Annotated in this window: 13 protein-coding genes; 4 read left to right on the top strand and 9 right to left on the bottom strand. The window is 40.7% G+C overall.

What is annotated here, in order from left to right; all coding sequences use genetic code 11:
• The first annotated feature begins 166 nt into the window (after positions 1–166).
• Both HUX68_RS01395 and HUX68_RS01390 read left to right on the top strand, forming a co-directional pair.
• A complete protein-coding gene (locus tag HUX68_RS01395; protein ID WP_174612969.1) occupies positions 167–1,039 on the top strand; it encodes a TetR/AcrR family transcriptional regulator in 873 nt (290 codons plus the stop codon).
• Complete coding sequence (locus HUX68_RS01390) at positions 1,036–2,508, top strand: MDR family MFS transporter (RefSeq protein ID WP_174612968.1); 1,473 nt, start codon at positions 1,036–1,038, stop codon at positions 2,506–2,508. Before HUX68_RS01395 ends, HUX68_RS01390 begins: the two co-directional genes overlap by 4 nt.
• Positions 2,509–2,748: 240 nt before the next feature.
• Here HUX68_RS01390 and HUX68_RS19585 read toward each other — a convergent pair whose 3' ends face one another.
• From HUX68_RS19585 to xylA, 3 genes are all read right to left on the bottom strand, one after another.
• Positions 2,749–3,018: an FIMAH domain-containing protein gene (locus HUX68_RS19585; protein ID WP_174612714.1), complete on the bottom strand. Its 270-nt coding sequence runs from the start codon at positions 3,016–3,018 to the stop codon at positions 2,749–2,751.
• 244 nt (positions 3,019–3,262) lie between these two features.
• Positions 3,263–4,762, bottom strand: a complete 1,500-nt coding sequence (xylB, locus tag HUX68_RS01375; RefSeq protein WP_174612967.1) for a xylulokinase — start codon at positions 4,760–4,762, stop codon at positions 3,263–3,265.
• Positions 4,763–4,766: 4 nt separating this feature from the next.
• Complete coding sequence (xylA, locus tag HUX68_RS01370; RefSeq protein WP_174612966.1) at positions 4,767–6,092, bottom strand: xylose isomerase; 1,326 nt, start codon at positions 6,090–6,092, stop codon at positions 4,767–4,769.
• Between the two features lie 247 nt (positions 6,093–6,339).
• On the opposite strand from xylA, the gene HUX68_RS01365 reads away from it, so the two are divergent.
• Positions 6,340–6,981 (top strand): YesL family protein, encoded by a 642-nt coding sequence (locus HUX68_RS01365; RefSeq protein ID WP_174612965.1) that lies wholly within the window; start codon positions 6,340–6,342, stop codon positions 6,979–6,981.
• A 58-nt stretch (positions 6,982–7,039) separates the two neighbouring features.
• Here HUX68_RS01365 and HUX68_RS01360 read toward each other — a convergent pair whose 3' ends face one another.
• The 4 genes from HUX68_RS01360 to HUX68_RS01345 all read right to left on the bottom strand — a co-directional run bounded on the left by HUX68_RS01360 (position 7,040) and on the right by HUX68_RS01345 (position 12,028).
• Complete coding sequence (locus HUX68_RS01360) at positions 7,040–8,650, bottom strand: glycoside hydrolase family 43 protein (RefSeq protein WP_174612964.1); 1,611 nt, start codon at positions 8,648–8,650, stop codon at positions 7,040–7,042.
• A gap of 25 nt (positions 8,651–8,675) precedes the next feature.
• Positions 8,676–9,497: a carbohydrate ABC transporter permease gene (locus tag HUX68_RS01355; RefSeq protein ID WP_174612963.1), complete on the bottom strand. Its 822-nt coding sequence runs from the start codon at positions 9,495–9,497 to the stop codon at positions 8,676–8,678.
• Positions 9,498–9,512: 15 nt separating this feature from the next.
• Positions 9,513–10,391, bottom strand: a complete 879-nt coding sequence (locus HUX68_RS01350) for a carbohydrate ABC transporter permease (RefSeq protein WP_174612962.1) — start codon at positions 10,389–10,391, stop codon at positions 9,513–9,515.
• 320 nt (positions 10,392–10,711) lie between these two features.
• Positions 10,712–12,028 carry an extracellular solute-binding protein gene (locus HUX68_RS01345; protein ID WP_174612961.1) on the bottom strand — a complete coding sequence of 439 codons (1,317 nt, stop codon included), beginning with the start codon at positions 12,026–12,028 and terminating at the stop codon, positions 10,712–10,714.
• 229 nt (positions 12,029–12,257) lie between these two features.
• Here HUX68_RS01345 and HUX68_RS01340 point away from each other — a divergent pair, with 229 nt between their 5' ends.
• Positions 12,258–13,457, top strand: a complete 1,200-nt coding sequence (locus HUX68_RS01340) for an ROK family transcriptional regulator (protein WP_174612960.1) — start codon at positions 12,258–12,260, stop codon at positions 13,455–13,457.
• A gap of 296 nt (positions 13,458–13,753) precedes the next feature.
• Here HUX68_RS01340 and HUX68_RS01335 read toward each other — a convergent pair whose 3' ends face one another.
• Complete coding sequence (locus HUX68_RS01335; RefSeq protein WP_174612959.1) at positions 13,754–14,425, bottom strand: phosphatase PAP2 family protein; 672 nt, start codon at positions 14,423–14,425, stop codon at positions 13,754–13,756.
• A 147-nt stretch (positions 14,426–14,572) separates the two neighbouring features.
• Entirely contained in the window at positions 14,573–16,042 is a 1,470-nt protein-coding gene (locus tag HUX68_RS01330; protein ID WP_174612958.1) for an APC family permease, read from the bottom strand.
• Between the last annotated feature and the right edge of the window lie 191 nt (positions 16,043–16,233).

The raw sequence follows: 16,233 nt of genomic DNA, 5'->3' as shown, positions 1-16,233 counted from the left end.
ATGATTAAGTAAAAACTTTCCTCAATTTTCCTGCTGTTTCAAGGAATCATTTTACTGTTACAAGCAATGAATCTCCCACTTGCCACTATAAATCTATGGTGTTATTATGTATTGGTGACTAAAAAGTTACCATAAGTAAACATCAAGTCAAGCTTGGAGGAACATAATGGCACAACGACATGAGGAACTTTTGGATGCAGCTGTTCAATTGTTTCAGCGACACGGTTTTCATGCCACTTCGGTAGCGGATATTACCAAAGCTTGTGGTATATCGAAGGGAGCTTTTTATAAACATTTCAGTTCAAAAGAAAACATGATTTTGGAACTCCTGCAGCGTTATTACGATGACATGTTCAGGGAAGCGGACCGGTTTGCGGAAGGTGTACAGCAAACACCTTTGCTTGTACTGAAGCGGAAAATTTCGATTGAACTTGAAAAATCAATTGAATACAGGTCTTTTTTTATTGCTTTAGTGACGGACTTTCCACCGTATGAGAAAGGAGAAATATCAGAATTTCTGAACCGAATCCGGCAAACACATCATCAATGGCACAGGCAGGCGTTACTGGATGCTTTCGGCCCACAGAATAAGGCATATTTAAATGATCTAACGATAATCATGGAAGGAATTATTCACAGTTATTTAATGCGCATGGTCTGGAAAGGACCTCTGTTACCGCTTGACCGACTTGGAGATTTTATAGCCGAAAATCTGAAAGTAATCGTTGATCATGGTGATGCACTATCACCGATGCTGCCGGATTTCCGTGATAACAAATCCGGCGCTTCTGTTATCAAAAGTATGGAAGATGATTTAAAGTTACTGCTATCAGAACTAAAGACTGAGTCGGCAAAAACACCTTCCACTGAAAAAGATATACAATCAATTGAATTACTGGTGGAAGAACTCGAACAGGAAACACCGCGGGAATTTTTAGTGGATGCACTGCTTGCACAGTTGTATCGCCGCTCCTATTTAAAAAAAGAACTAACAAAAATAATGACAGCTTGGGAAATATGGAAAGGAGATTTAACATGAGTGATACAGCAACTTCCTGGGATTTACCAGGAAAACAAAAAGCACTGATGATAGCCGCATTATTGACAGGCGCGTTTATGGGGATCATCAATGAAACATTACTCGCTACTGCGCTTCCAACGATTCAGCAGGCATTTGAAATTTCTCGTGGCGAAGTGCAATGGATGACAACCGCCTTCCTCATGACGAACGGGATTATGATACCTGTTTCAGCATTCCTGATTGATCGGTTTTCAACGAGAGGATTGTTTTTGACCGCAATTGGACTTTTTGGTGTCGGAACTGCTATTGCAGCTGTAGCAACCGTTTATCCGGTATTGTTGTTGGGCCGTGTTGTACAGGCGTCCGGATGCGGCATTATGCTGCCGCTCTTAATGACGGTATTGCTGGCAATTATTTCTGTTGAACGGCGCGGCACCGCGATGGGAATGATCGGAATTGTTATTGCATTCGGTCCGGCAATCGGGCCGACACTGTCAGGATGGCTATTGGAGCACTATTCATGGCGTTCATTATTTATTACGGTACTGCCGATTGTTGCAGTTACCATGATTGTTGCAGCACTATTCTTACGGAATGTAACGGAATTGCGCAAACCAAAAATTGATGTGCTATCGATTATTCTGTCTTCCATTGGCTTCGGTTCGTTCCTGTATGGATTCAGTATTGCGTCTCAGAGCGGCTGGTTAAGCCCAGTAGTACTCATCTCAACAGGAACTGGAATCGTTGTTATTGGCTTATTCGTCTGGCGCCAGCTTGTCCTGAAAACACCGATGCTTGAATTCCGTGTTTTTCAATTCCGGATATTTACCCTGGCTATTATCATTACTATGACAGTATTGATATCACTGATCGGGGCCGAAACATTGCTGCCGCTGTTTATGCAGAATGTGCTGAATTTCTCACCACTTGAGTCCGGCTTGATGCTTTTACCGGGAGCAATTGTCATCGGTATTCTGTCACCAATAACCGGGCGTCTGTTTGATAAATTTGGTGCCAAATGGTTGGCATTAATCGGACTCAGCATTGTAACAGTAACAACATTTATGTTTACAAGATTATCACTCGAAACGTCGTTCACCTACTTGACCGTTATTTATGCGATTCGTATGTTCGGTCTGTCTTTTGCCCTGATGCCAGTAATGACGTCAGCCCTGAACCAGCTTCCGCCAAAATGGTATGCGCACGGTTCAGCCATGGCTAACACATTGCAGCAAATATCTGCATCAATTGGTACGGCTATCCTGGTAACACTGGTTGCAATGGGAACGAAAAGTTTTGTACCTGATACAGCTGCTTCACCTGAGCTGATCGGTAAGCAGGCACAAGTTGTCGGATTCGAGTGGGCATTTATGGGCAGCACCGCCCTTGCCTTTATTGCGTTTGTTTTGGCACTGTTTCTGCACCCGCCAAAAAAAGAAAAGCAAATTGTCCAGCAAATTCATGGAGAAGATGCCAGTATGAGATAAAACGGAAGCATGTTGTTTGATTACGAATTATCCTTTATATTGGATTGGCCTGGCAGCCACTTCCGATATAAAGGATTTTTTCTTAAGGGACTCATTTTTTGTTAGATAATATGTTGTGCCACCCACTAATGATCAGTAATCAGTTGGGTTGACAACCAATTAAATATACAAACAAGCCGGTTCCCCTGCTAAAGGACCGGCTTGAATTGAATGGACAACATGTTTTATATGGGCACTCGCTTATCTCCATTTCCTAACTAAATACTCGGCATTTTGTTTCAGAATACCGTATGCATACTCGGAAATAAATTCCTTCTCCCGCTTTTGTTCAAGTTTTTGCAGGAAATCATCCATATGCTTAACGGCTTTATCAGTTTTTCCCCGTTTTATAAAATGCGTGACGGAACTCAATTTGGCCTGCAATGATCTGGCAGCACCAAAATTCGCAAATTCCCCGTCCTGTTCAAAGTCTGCAATCAGTACGTCCATCTCATTCAAATTATAATCCATCATCTCCCAGTTGGCAGGCTTCACATTAAAATTCGGGTCAAAAACAAATGGTGCATCTTTTCCGACACCATTGTTATACTTTTCAGCACGGTCATCGAGCCATGTATGGTCATCTGCAATACCCTAGAACGTTACATTACTGATTTTATACGCATCAGCACCTCCCATTAAGTAATTAAAAAGACCACCTCAAAAAGTAATTCAATCTTGGTTGAATATTTCTGAGATAGCCTGTTTACATAAATTAATTCCGAAATTCCACAAGTTTTTCGTTCATCGCTTTCGTCTGTCCATATACTTCCTGATAGATTTCAAATAGCTTCTTATATCTTTCTGCACGATCCCTATCCGGCGTATACGTGCTTTCTATTTTCAAAAATTCATCCGCACATTCACTTAATGAATCAAACCATCCACATCCATATGCTGCCAGCATTGTTGCTCCCATTCCCGGGCCTTGCTCACTTGAAAGTTTAATAATTTTTGCGTTAAAAATATCTGCCTGAATTTGTAGCCACACCTCGTTCTTTGCGCCGCCGCCAATCGAAACAATGGAATCAATTACTTTTCCATTATTACGGAAAATATGAATCGATTCATTCAAGGAGAAAGTAATCCCTTCAAGAACTGCCCGAACAAAGTCTTGTCGCTGGTGTGATACATCCATACCGACAAAACTTGCCCGAATCGAAGCGTCTGCATGAGGCGTTCTTTCCCCTGCCAAATAAGGCGTGAACAATAATCCGTTTGCTCCAACAGGGACTGTTCCCGCTTCAGAAACCAAATCCTCAAATGACTCATCTGCGGCAAAGACATCTTTAAACCAGCTGAGGCTATTGCCTGCTGATAGGGTAACCCCCATCGTATAAAAGGCATCGGGAGCACCATGATTAAAGTAATGGACACGTCCCTGAAAATCTTTATCATCACTTTCCTCATAGGAAAGCACAACACCTGATGTGCCAACACTGCAAAGGGTTCTTCCATCTTCCAATATTCCTGAACCAATGGCACCACAAGCATTGTCCGCTCCACCGGCAAAAATCCGGGTTGTTTCCGACAGACCAGTCGATACCGCAGTTTCAAAGCTTATTTTCCCAATCTCAGCATGGGAATCTACTAATGGCGGGCAAATAGTCGAATCAATGTCCACCAACGCACAGATCTCTTTACTCCACTCTTTTTTTCGAATATCCAACAACAACGTTCCGGCAGCATCAGAATATTCCATGTGCAATTGACCTGTCAGTTTATACCGCAAGTAATCCTTTGGTAAAATAAATTTCTTTGCTTTCCGAAACAAAGCAAGCTCATGTTCTTTCACCCATAACAGCTTTGGTAACGTGAATCCTTCCAAAGCAGGGTTTTTCGCAATTTCCAGCAATCGTTCTTCGCCAACAGCATGGTAAATCTGACGGCATTGATTAGTTGTCCGTGTATCATTCCAAAGAATCGCATTCCGCAGCACCTCATTTTCTTCATCCAGAAGAACGAGTCCGTGCATTTGTCCGGAAAAACTGATTCCTTCAATATCCTTCGGGTCACCGTTGAAATCTTGAAGCAAGTCAGTCAATCCTGCAACTGTCTGGTCCACCCATACGTGAGGATCTTGTTCACTGTATCCGCTTCTTTCCTGAATTAACGGATATTCTTTGGAAATTTCCTGTATAACGTTGCCATGTTTATTAACCAGCAAAAGCTTAACCGCACTCGTTCCCAAATCGATCCCGATTACATATTTCATAGCATTACTCCCCAGCAAAAGCTTTCAGCAAATATTGATTGATAGTTGCCTTGATTTTCTCCAGTCGACCGGATTGATGTTTGATTTCCGAAAGTCCCAATGCATGGTCCTCCAACTTATGAAAATCGGTTTTGTTTTGTACGATATCCAGTCCGACCCCTTCTGTATAGCTGCTGTAACGGTCTTCTAAAATATTTTCCAGCACACGATCATCCGTAAGTTTCTGGGCAACCTTTAACCCTACTGCAAAACTGTCCATTCCAGCAATATGTGCATGGAATAAATCGTCTGGCTCGAATGAACCTCTTCTCACCTTTGCATCAAAGTTTAAACCGCCGAGGCCAAGACCACCGTTTTTAAGAATTTCATACATTGCCAGTGTTGTAGAATGTAAATCAGTTGGAAATTCATCTGTATCCCATCCGAGCAGTGGATGACCTTGATTTGCATCAACAGAACCTAGCATATTGTTAACTCGTGCATAGCGCAGTTCATGTTCAAATGTATGACCGGCAAGCGTCGCATGGTTTGCTTCGATATTAAATTTAAAGTTATCCTGCAGATCGTATCTTTGCAGAAAAGCATATCCACTTGCCACATCAAAGTCATACTGATGTGTTGTCGGTTCTTTCGGCTTTGGTTCAATCAGAAATTGTCCATCAAAACCAATTTCTTTAGCATAATCAACCGCCATATGGAAGAACCGCCCCAGATTATCCAATTCCAGTTTCATATCGGTGTTAAGAAGTGTTTCATAACCTTCACGTCCGCCCCAGAACACATAGTTTTGTGCACCCAGCTCTTTACCAATTTCCAGTCCTTTTTTTACCTTTGCTGCAGTATATGCAAAAATATCCGCATTGTTGGAAGATGCCGCCCCGTGAATAAAGCGAGGGTGCGTAAAGTTGTTCGCCGTATTCCACAGTAATTTGGTTTTGCTGTCCTTCATGTAATCCTTCATTAACCCAACAATTGTATCCAGGTTCTGATTTGTTTCCCGTAGATTACTTCCTTCAGGTGCAATGTCTACATCATGGAAACAGAAATATGGTACATTCAGTTTTTCAAAGAATTCAAAAGCAGCCTCTAACCGTGCTTTAGCCAAATCCATCCCTGTAAATTTATCCCACGGTCGAGCCATCGTACCGGCACCAAATGGATCTGAACCATCCATCGTAAATGTATGCCAATAAGCGACTGCGAACCGAAGATGCTCCGCCGCCGTTTTGTTTCCTATTTTTTCTTCCGGATTGTAAAATTTGAACGCAAAAGGGTTAGTAGATTGTGCCCCTTTGTATTTAATTTGACCAATATCTTTAAAATATGCCATCTTAATGACCTCCTATTTTGAAAAAATATATATCCAACAACCTTATGAAAATGGTGTGAATGTGCATGTAAACCGAAATGTAACTGCTTACATAAAGAGTATAGCAACACTAACTTAGTTTGTCTATCAGATAAACTAAGTTATAATAAACTTACACAATCGTCTCCACCTTTTGAAATGATTAAACATGTTGATTAACTTATAATAATCATGGAATCATACATAATCAGAATTCAAGGAGGATCCCATGAATAATACAAGCGGTTTTATTTATAGCATAATGGAATGGGTTACAAGATTTGCATACGTAAATTTGCTATGGATCACATTTACTGTCGCTGGCGGCGTAATCTTAGGTATATTCCCCGCTACAACAGCGATGTTCGCCGTGGTCCGAAAATGGTTAACAGGAAATGCAGAGATTCCAATCTTTAAAACGTTTTGGAACTTTTTCAAAAGTGACTTTCTGAAAAGTAATTTACTCGGATTGTTTATTACAGGACTTGGTGCAATAATCGTTGTCGATTTCCTGTTTATACAGGTAAATGTAGACGATTTACTGAGATTAACGTATTTGCCGCTATATGCCTTTATGATTTTGTTTTTACTGTTTCTTTTTTATATCTTTCCAGCGTTTGTTCATTACGACCTGAAACTGGGAAAAACCATCAAAAATGCGTTTCTGATAATGTTAATTTCCCCGCTCCACAGCTTTTTGATTGTTGTATGTCTTGTATCCGTCTACTTCATTATGGAAGCACTGCCGGCACTGCCATTTATTTTTGGTGCAAGCACGTATGCATTTATTACGATGTGGCTCTGCCTAAATACATTTACAAAGATTGAAAAAAAGGCAGAAACCACCAACAGTAATAACGCTGCCAAATAGTTATGACAGTGAAAATCCTCCCCACTCTTGTCCAAGAGCTGGGGTATATTTTTCCTTATTATTCCTTTTCTCTGTACAAGAAGTAATCAAAGTCGGCATGCTTATTCTGTCCTGACGTATCCTGGCACTGCATCCCAACAAATGCACCGGTAAAAAACCCGCCGCCTTGAATGTAATCATCCGAAAGCTTATAGGAATGGAAATGAATTGGAACCTTCATCCAGTCCGCACCGTCAAACGAATAGGAATACTCGTATATATTGGTCTGAACGTCAACACGCATATAAACATAATCCACACCCTCAGGTACAACGATTTCGCTGTCCTTTAGCGGATTTTCGAAAGTGAAATTATCACACGTCATCAGTTCGAGCACTCTGCCCTTTTCTTCATGCCAGGAGATCTGTAAAGATGTCCAGTTCTGTGTATTATAATAATTCACCAGCCCTGCAGACTGCTGAAAACTGTTCGGGGCAAATGCCACCTTTGTTTCTGCCGTAAAATTAAAGTGCTGCCAGCGACGTGCCACATATGCCTGCGTGAACTTCGATGTTAACGACTCTTTTCCGTATAACCGCAGATGACCGGGATTATCCGTTAATGAAAGTGCATCCCCACCGAGCGGAATACGTAATGTCTGCAAATGAGGGTTCAATTTAGGCGCGTCAAAATCATCTTTTTCGTCGTAATCTTTTCCCCATTTCACTTCTTCAATCGCAGGCCCTTCAATTGCTGCAGCTGGCTGATTTCCGCCAACTACATACGGCCAGTCGTCTTTCCACTCCAGTCGTTGAATAGCCGTTTCTCTTCCAAGCGGACAGAACCCACGTGGATTCAATAACGGCTGCCCCTCTTTCGGCAGCGGTCTCCCGGTTAAAAAGACCAAAAACCACTCATCTGTATGTGTTTGAATGATGGAAGAATGCCCGGCTTTCTGCATTGGATTTCTCGGATATGGCCACGATGTAATCAACGGATTTTCCGGATGCACCTCATATGACCCATGCAAGTCCTTTGAACGAGCAATGGTAGCTTGGTGCTCAAACTTCGTCCCACCCTCAGCAGTCAATAAGTAATAATATCCGTTCATTTTATATAGATGTGGTGCCTCGGTCAGCTTTACATCGGTCCCTTTAAAAATCACTTCTGCCTTTCCAACAAGCTTTTGCTCATTCGGACTGTACTCCTGAAGCACGATCCCGTAAAAATTGTGGTTACCTGAACGATGATCCCAAAGCATATTGGTTATATACTTTCTCCCGTCATCATCGTGGAATAATGACGGATCAAATCCGGAACTGTTTAAATAAACCGGTTCTGACCACTCGCCATCAATCGTATCGCACGTTACAAGATAGTTATGACAGTCTTTCCAGCTCCCTTCTGTAACCTTGACATCCGTATAAATCAGCCAGAACTTACCATCACTATAGGATAGCGCTGGTGCCCAAATACCTCCGGAGTCAGGATTTCCCATCATATTCAACTGGCTCAGCCTGTTAAGTGGTCTTGCAATCAGCCGCCAGTTTTTCAGATCCTTGGAATGATATATCCCGACCCCCGGAAACCACTCAAACGTAGAAACAGCGATATAATAATCTTCCCCCGCCCGGCAGATGCTCGGATCAGGGTTGAATCCTGTCAAAATTGGATTTTGAATAGTTGACATTTATACCAATCTCCTCTCACTAGGTTTATCCTTTTACGGCGCTTGCGGAAATACCTTCCACAACCTTGTTACTGAAAAACAGGAACGCTATCAGAATCGGCACAATACTAATAACAAGCGTCGCACCAATTGCTCCCCAGTCCGTCATATATTGTCCAACAAAGTTCTGTATGCCAACTGTCAGCGTTTTAAATTTGTCCGAACTGATAAACGTATTGACAAATACAAACTCATTCCAGTTATAGATCATGTTGATAATAACGGTCGTGGACATTACCGGTGTCGTCATCGGCAAAATAATCCGGAAAAACAGCCGGTTGATCGAGCAGCCATCAATAATCGCCGCTTCCTCAATCTCACGGGGTAATGTATAGTAAAATCCGAGTAAAATCATCATCGTTATTGGCAAATTATATGTCGTATATGTAATGATTATGGACAACGGATGATCAATCAGATTAACGCTTAAAAACATTTTAAAAAGCGGAATCAATGCTGAATGAATCGGTATCATCAGACCAACCATAAACAAACCAAGCACAAATGAGCTAAGCTTCCAGCGCATGCGGGTAATAGCGAAAGTAGCCATACTTGCTAACAGGACGGTTAGAATGATAGCCACTACCGTGTACCACACACTGTTAAAAAAATAGATTCCGATGTCACTCTGCCATACTTTAATATAGTTTTCCCATTGATACTCATCTGGAAGAGAAAGCGGCGGACTTCCGAAAATCTGCCTGGTATCTTTCAACGAAAACAAGACGAGCCACACCAGCGGGAAAATTTGAAACAACCCTACAATCCCAAGACATACATAAAGAAAAAAATATCCGATTCGATTCATGTGATTTACCTCCTTTTAGTACTGGATTTCATCATCAGTTGCGGTTAATTTTCGAATAAACACGGTAACGATGAGTGTGATGATTAACAAAAGGAATCCAACTGCACTGCCATATCCGAAGTCAGACATGGAGAATGCCAGTTTATACATATAGGAAGCCATTACCTCACTCGCTCCGCTTGGTCCGCCACCAGTCATAACATAGATCAGGTCAAAATATTTTAAGGACCCGACAATAGCCAGTACGATTGTAACTTTGAATACGCCCATAATCAGTGGCAGTTTTACCTTGAATGCAATCTGGATAGGAGAAGCCCCATCGATTTTAGCGGCCTCTATCAGTGATTCAGGGATATTCTTTAAGGCAGCATAGTAAATCAAAATATAAAACCCTGCATACTGCCATAAAATCGGAATGAAAATCGCATACAGTACTATATTAGGATCCCCAAGCCATACAGGCGTTTCTTCTATCCCGATATATCCGAGCAGACTGTTTAAAATACCATTGGCTGGATTGTAAATTTTGATCCAAAGTTGTGCGATTGCTACTGAGGACAACAGCATGGGAATTAAGTAGATTTTTCTAAGCAGACTGGCACCTTTTATTTTTGAAGCTAAAATAAGCGATATAGCCAGATAGATAAGTAGACTGAGTGCCGAGAAAAGTGCCAGCAAAAAGGAATGACCTGCACTCTCCCAAAACTTTGGATCCTGCATGGCAGTAATGTAATTTTCTAATCCAATAAACGTCATTTCCCCGATTCCATCCCATTCCATTAAGCCATAATAGCCGCTTAGAAATAACGGAATATAAATTAAGATTGCAACCAACAGCAATGCAGGAAGAATGTACAATGCTATCATAAGCTTGTTGGACATAACTTTATTCAATTCTTTCACCCCCAAGTAATAATCAATAAAGCACTGAACTCACTTTCAATAGCGGAGCACCCGATCAAGCGGAATACCCCCACATTGAAATCGCTTTCTTTTTAGCCGATTAAAAAAGCTTGTCCGGGACAAAATTACTTTCAATAATTTGAAAGTTTGTAAGTTCATTTTTAGAATATCAAAACCTTTTCCGTTTGTCTAGTGGATAAACAAAGTTAATTAGAATTATCCACCAATAGGTAAACAAAAGAAAAAAAGGCCACCGAATAATCCGGCAGCCCTCAAATATAATGGCCACTTCTAATAGTTGCCAAACAATTCTATTCTCCTTCTGCAAGTGCTTCTTCCTGCAGTTCCGCAAATTTCTCAGGTGTTATTTCCTCACCAAATAATGCCTGAATAGCATCCAAATGAACTTGCGCTGCATCAGGAGGCATTTGAACATCAGCGAATAAAGTGATATTACTAGCCTTATTCAACTCGTTCAAGACATCAATATACATCTGTGGAAGATCTACAGAACTAGTATCCACTTTTGTCGCCGGAATAACACCTGCATCTGCTACTGCTTGTTGTCCCCATCTCTTAACGAAGAAAGAAACAAAGTCTTTTGCCTCCGATTTCACATCTGAATTTTGGGCTACAAACAAGCCAACTCCGGGACCGCCCACCCAGCTGTTCATGTCGCCTTTCCCGTTTACAGTCGGGAAGTTAAAAAAGCCAACGGAATCCCTGAACTCCTGTGGTACTTCTTCATTTGTAGTGTAGTTTGGAAGATCCCATGAGCCAATTAGATACATTGCCGCCTGACCATTCATAAACAGACTTTTTGCTTCCTGATCAGATAAAGCGTTGTATCCTTCATTAAATGCACCCATCTCCACCAATTTTTGAATTTCTTCGGCTGCCTTGATAAGCGCCGGATCTTCGAATGATCCTTTACGGTTAATAGCCTTTGTTATGGTCTTCGATCCTCCAATGCGATCTGCAAGGTACATATACCATAATGATCCTGTCCATCGATCTTTATTTCCCAAAGCGATTGGAGCGACATCATTTTCACGTAATGTTTTAACTACATTTTTGAATTCTGCGTATGTTTTTGGAACTTCCAAACCGTACTTATCAAAAATTGCTTTGTTATAAAAAATAGGTGCTATGTTCAATTCCAATGGAAGTCCGTATGTTTTACCGTCAAAACTGTAGGCATCCGTTGTTCCAGGGACAAACTCGTCCTTTAATCCACTTTTCAGAACATCGTTTAATGGAGCAAACAAATCTCCTTCAACATAGGGCGTCATAAATCCAGCAGCCCACGTCATTCCAACATCAGGTAGCTGGTTTGAAGAGGACAGAACCTTCAATTTCTCCTTGTATTGTTCATTGCCAAGGATTTCAAGGTCTACTTTTACTCCAGGATTCTTTTCTTCATACTGACTGACGATTTTATTTACAATCTCGTAATGGTCTTTTGAACTACCTTCAGGCCATAAGTGCATAAATTCAATCGTCTTTTGATCAGCTGACGCTTCACCGTCACCACTTTCACCATCTCCTCCCCCGCTGCCTGAACATCCAGCAAGTACAAGCAATACAGACGACAATAAAACAAACAAAATTACCGCTTTACTCCTCAATATGCTTCTCCCCCTTTTTATTGAAAACGCTTACTAGAATCCACGCTTATAGAATAGCAAATAAATCATCGTTTGTCTACCGGATGAACAAAGTTTATAATAGAAATTAATTATTCTATAATAATAAAATTGAACCCGTTTGTTTACTATGGCGAATAAGTTATAATAATAGAAAAATAAACGCTTTTATAGAATAGTTTATTCGGTGGAAAAAGGAGAAAAGGATATTATGGGATTAAATCAAACATGGAATCAATTCGTTGTTAAAAAAGGAAACAAATCCTTAGTACTTCATACAATTAAGGCCCACTCCCCCATTTCCCGCGCAAATATAGCTCACTATACTGGATTAAACAAAGGAACAGTATCTTCCTTAGTAAGTGAATTGCTTGAGGAACAGCTGATCAGTGAGTCAGGGCCAGGGCAATCAAGTGGCGGACGAAGACCTGTGATGCTTCACTTTAATGAAGTAGCCGGATTTTCGATAGGAATTGATCTGGGAGTCAATTACCTGCTTGGAACGTTAACTGATCTTCAAGGAAACATTTGCTGCGAAAAAATGCTAAATCATAATGAATTAACGTATGAAGAAATTGAAGAGAGATTATTTGAAGTTATTGACTTTCTGACCTTCTCTGCCCCTAAAAGCCCGTATGGAATTATTGGAATTGGGATCGGTGTTCCCGGAACTGTAAGTACTAGTGGTGAAGTCCTTCTGGCACCAAATCTGGAATGGAAAAATGTTGACTTAAAAACAGTAATGGAAAAAAAATATGATGTTCCAGTAACTATCGAAAACGAAGCAAATGCCGGCGCTTATGGTGAGAAGAAATTTGGAGCAGGAAAAAACTTCGATAATATCATCTATATAAGTGCTGGCATTGGTATTGGGGTTGGTCTTATCCTAAATGGAAAATTATATAAAGGGAGTAAAGGTTTTTCAGGCGAATTAGGACATATGACAATTCAGACAAATGGCCTCAAATGCCGGTGCGGTAACGAAGGATGCTGGGAATTGTATGCTTCAGAACAGGCTCTGCTGAACGCAGCAAAACACTCAGATCTTGCTGCAACTGTGGGTAATGAACTTACACTTGAAGATCTGAACAAACTGGCTGAAGACAATCATCCTGAAGCCATACGATTATTCGGGCAAATAGGCGATTATTTAGGTATTGGTGTAAACAATATTATAAATATCTTTAATCCTGATCAAATAATAATTGGAAATCGAATTGCCGCCTCAGAGAGGTGGCTGAAGGATACGTTAGGACAACGCATGAAAACACACACACTATGGTATCAGCATGATAATATTAATCTTCACTTCTCAGAACAAAATACACATTCAACTGCGCTTGGAGTCGCGGCTATATCTTCAGAAAAATTTTTGAATGTGGATGTAGAAAAAAAGGTATCTGGGGTGTAAATATAAATCAGTTATACTCCGTTACATTTCCATAAACAATATTTGAAACAGACAAAATCAAAAAATGGAATTTTATCTGGTATCTTTATTTTAACGATATTTCTTTATATAAGGTCATCTTTATTGTTGGATGTTTATTGCTCCAAAAAAATCACCAACAATAAAGTTGACTCTCATAATTTTTACAGTACTCTATAACAACAGGCCATTTTAATAAACATCCATCAGAAGGAAGCGCCCCTGCATCAGCATCCGAATTAACTGGTTCTTAAGATAACATTACTAAGTCCATCTTTTTACGACTTTTGCCCACCGCGCTCCCTTCGATTAAAATGTTCTTTTTTCGGAACGTACGTATAAAGAAAAATACTGAGTAACAGCCAAGCTCCCCCAGCCAGAATCCCGCCGATGACATCCAATGGGTAGTGAACACCTAAATAGACGCGGCTAAGACTGATAAATGCAATTAAAACAACAGCACTCGTCCAAACCCAGCGAAAAGGCTTCCCGGATGCTTTTAATTTCAGGTACAGCAAATATGCCAGAAAACCGAAAAATGCTATTGAATTCATGGAATGTCCACTTGGAAAACTTTCTGAACTGACTTGCACAAGGTGTTCTAACTCTGGTCGGGGTCTCTCGAATATCGTTTTCAGCAGCCAATTCAACTGCCGCACACCAATAAGATTAAACACCAGCAACAGCATGGTCCAATATCTTTTTTGAAATAAAAAGACGCAGATGAGAATCCCCATAATTGGAAAGGACACATATGCTGAACCGATATATGTAATCACTACAAAAACGAAATCGCCAAATGACCCTAGAAAATTGTACAAATAAGATTGTACCCACTCACCAAAGTTCAACAGCATTGTTTCCTTAAAATTAACTGCAATCATTACAAATAATAACGCTGATATAAGCACCCAGGTCAATAAAGCGATCCGCTTTTGATGAACCGTCATTATACCCCTCCTCTTTCCCTTAGTTGTATTAATTTTTTCCCTGGACAACAAATTTTAATCGTTACCATCCAACAAGTACAATAGAAAAAGCGACAGTTGATGCCCTTTAAGCACCAACTGCCACATACAATTTAGGTAGTGAAAAATTCACCCGCTCTTCTCTGCTTCATCACCCTGCCTGGCTCCCAAAATCAAATATTCCAGCTCATCTTTAGGAATTTTCCTGAATTCCGGTCCCTTAATTAAATAGAAAACGACTCCAAGAGCAATCCAGATAAACAATGCGATCAACGAAGGCACTCCCATAAATGCTGGTGACGATGGAATAAGCAGGAGTCCCAGGAATACAGCTCCAGTTAGTGCCCCTACCATGCTGAAAGCTTTTTTAAATGGTGCGGTAACAGCTGAAAAACCCTGGATCGGATTGTATGATTCACGCGACCATTTGAACAATTTATAGGCAACAACACACGTATAAATATAGGCAATTGTTACGCCAACAGAAGACATGTTAACAACCCAAGTAAGAACCTGGCGGCCAAACCAAGGCGTTATTAAACACACCACACATGTAAATACAATACCTGCATATGGTGTTTTATATTGCGAGTGCAGCTTCCCAAAAACGCTTGGTATAATTTTCGCGCGGCCCATTGCAAACAATAAACGACTGCTTGATACAAAAAATCCGTTTAGCCCTGTAAATACGCCCATACAGAGTGCAATTGCCAGGATTAGAATGCCCCAGTTTCCGAAAAGCCCGGACATGGCATCACCCGTTCCCCATTTCGGCTGGCTATCAACAAGTTCCTGCCATGGCATTGCCAACGCTGTAGCAGTAATCATCAGCACATAAATAAGACCAGCACAGATCAGTGAGAAAATAATCAGCATAAACCCTTTTTTCGGAGAAAAGTTAAATTCCTCCGCGGCTTGCGGAACATTGTCAAACCCGACAAATGCCCATGGTGCTATGGCCACAATCAGAATAATACTTGACCAGGAAGAGATATCCGGATTATACAGCGGCTGCAAATTACTAAAAGAGGTGTCTGGGTGCAGGATCGCTCCCACAAATAAAAAGAGAACACCTATAATCATAAAAATAACGAATATAAATTGTATTTTTCCTGATAGATTTGCCCCGCGCATATTCATATAAGCAAAGACAATTAATGCAACGCTAGCAATGACAACTTCAACAAAATAAACATCCCAGCCAGCCACATTGTACATGAATCCTTGTTCCGCAACAGCGGGAAAAATATATTTAAGTACTAGAGCCAAAGCAGAAGCATTTAAAGCAACAATACATGTATAGCCTAATACCAGGAACCACCCTGCTATATATGCATGATTTCGCCCAAAACCAATAAATGCATAGGCAAACTCACCACCAGAAACTGGGAAATTTTCAATAAGAAAACCATAGCTGACGGCAATAATCATCATTAACGCTGCACCAATACTGAATCCGATGATCGCACCAAGCGGTCCGGATCCCCCCATCCATACAGAAGGTTGTACAAAAGCACCCCAGCCAATCGCTGATCCTAATGCAATTGCCCAGACCCATTGCGGTTTTAATGTCTTTGCCAATTGCTCTCTTTCTTTCATAATATAAACACCCTCCATTTTAGTAATATGAAAATCACAATCCGATCCCCTTCAAAATACCCTATATTTTTAATTTCCACCTCCCATCCATATGACATCGCTTACATTAATCATCTTCACTTTTCATTAATCGTATATCTGCACGTATAAACTTCCAATAATTCATTTAACTTTTAATAATAGAAACAAAA

Source organism: Virgibacillus ihumii, assembly GCF_902726655.1.
Lineage (GTDB): Bacteria > Bacillota > Bacilli > Bacillales > Amphibacillaceae > Lentibacillus > Lentibacillus ihumii.
Note: the sequence above shows the minus strand (reverse complement) of the source record. Positions and strands in the feature narration are given on the sequence as shown.

Excerpts from the sequence above, each read along its gene's own strand:
- HUX68_RS01395 (WP_174612969.1), top strand. The coding sequence starts at position 167 with ATGGCACAACGACATGAGGAACTTTTGGATGCAGCTGTTCAATTGTTT.
- HUX68_RS01390 (WP_174612968.1), top strand. The coding sequence starts at position 1,036 with ATGAGTGATACAGCAACTTCCTGGGATTTACCAGGAAAACAAAAAGCA.
- HUX68_RS19585 (WP_174612714.1), bottom strand. The coding sequence starts at position 3,018 with ATGGATTATAATTTGAATGAGATGGACGTACTGATTGCAGACTTTGAA.
- xylB (WP_174612967.1), bottom strand. The coding sequence starts at position 4,762 with ATGAAATATGTAATCGGGATCGATTTGGGAACGAGTGCGGTTAAGCTT.
- xylA (WP_174612966.1), bottom strand. The coding sequence starts at position 6,092 with ATGGCATATTTTAAAGATATTGGTCAAATTAAATACAAAGGGGCACAA.
- HUX68_RS01365 (WP_174612965.1), top strand. The coding sequence starts at position 6,340 with ATGAATAATACAAGCGGTTTTATTTATAGCATAATGGAATGGGTTACA.
- HUX68_RS01360 (WP_174612964.1), bottom strand. The coding sequence starts at position 8,650 with ATGTCAACTATTCAAAATCCAATTTTGACAGGATTCAACCCTGATCCG.
- HUX68_RS01355 (WP_174612963.1), bottom strand. The coding sequence starts at position 9,497 with ATGAATCGAATCGGATATTTTTTTCTTTATGTATGTCTTGGGATTGTA.
- HUX68_RS01340 (WP_174612960.1), top strand. The coding sequence starts at position 12,258 with ATGGGATTAAATCAAACATGGAATCAATTCGTTGTTAAAAAAGGAAAC.
- HUX68_RS01335 (WP_174612959.1), bottom strand. The coding sequence starts at position 14,425 with ATGACGGTTCATCAAAAGCGGATCGCTTTATTGACCTGGGTGCTTATA.
- HUX68_RS01330 (WP_174612958.1), bottom strand. The coding sequence starts at position 16,042 with ATGAAAGAAAGAGAGCAATTGGCAAAGACATTAAAACCGCAATGGGTC.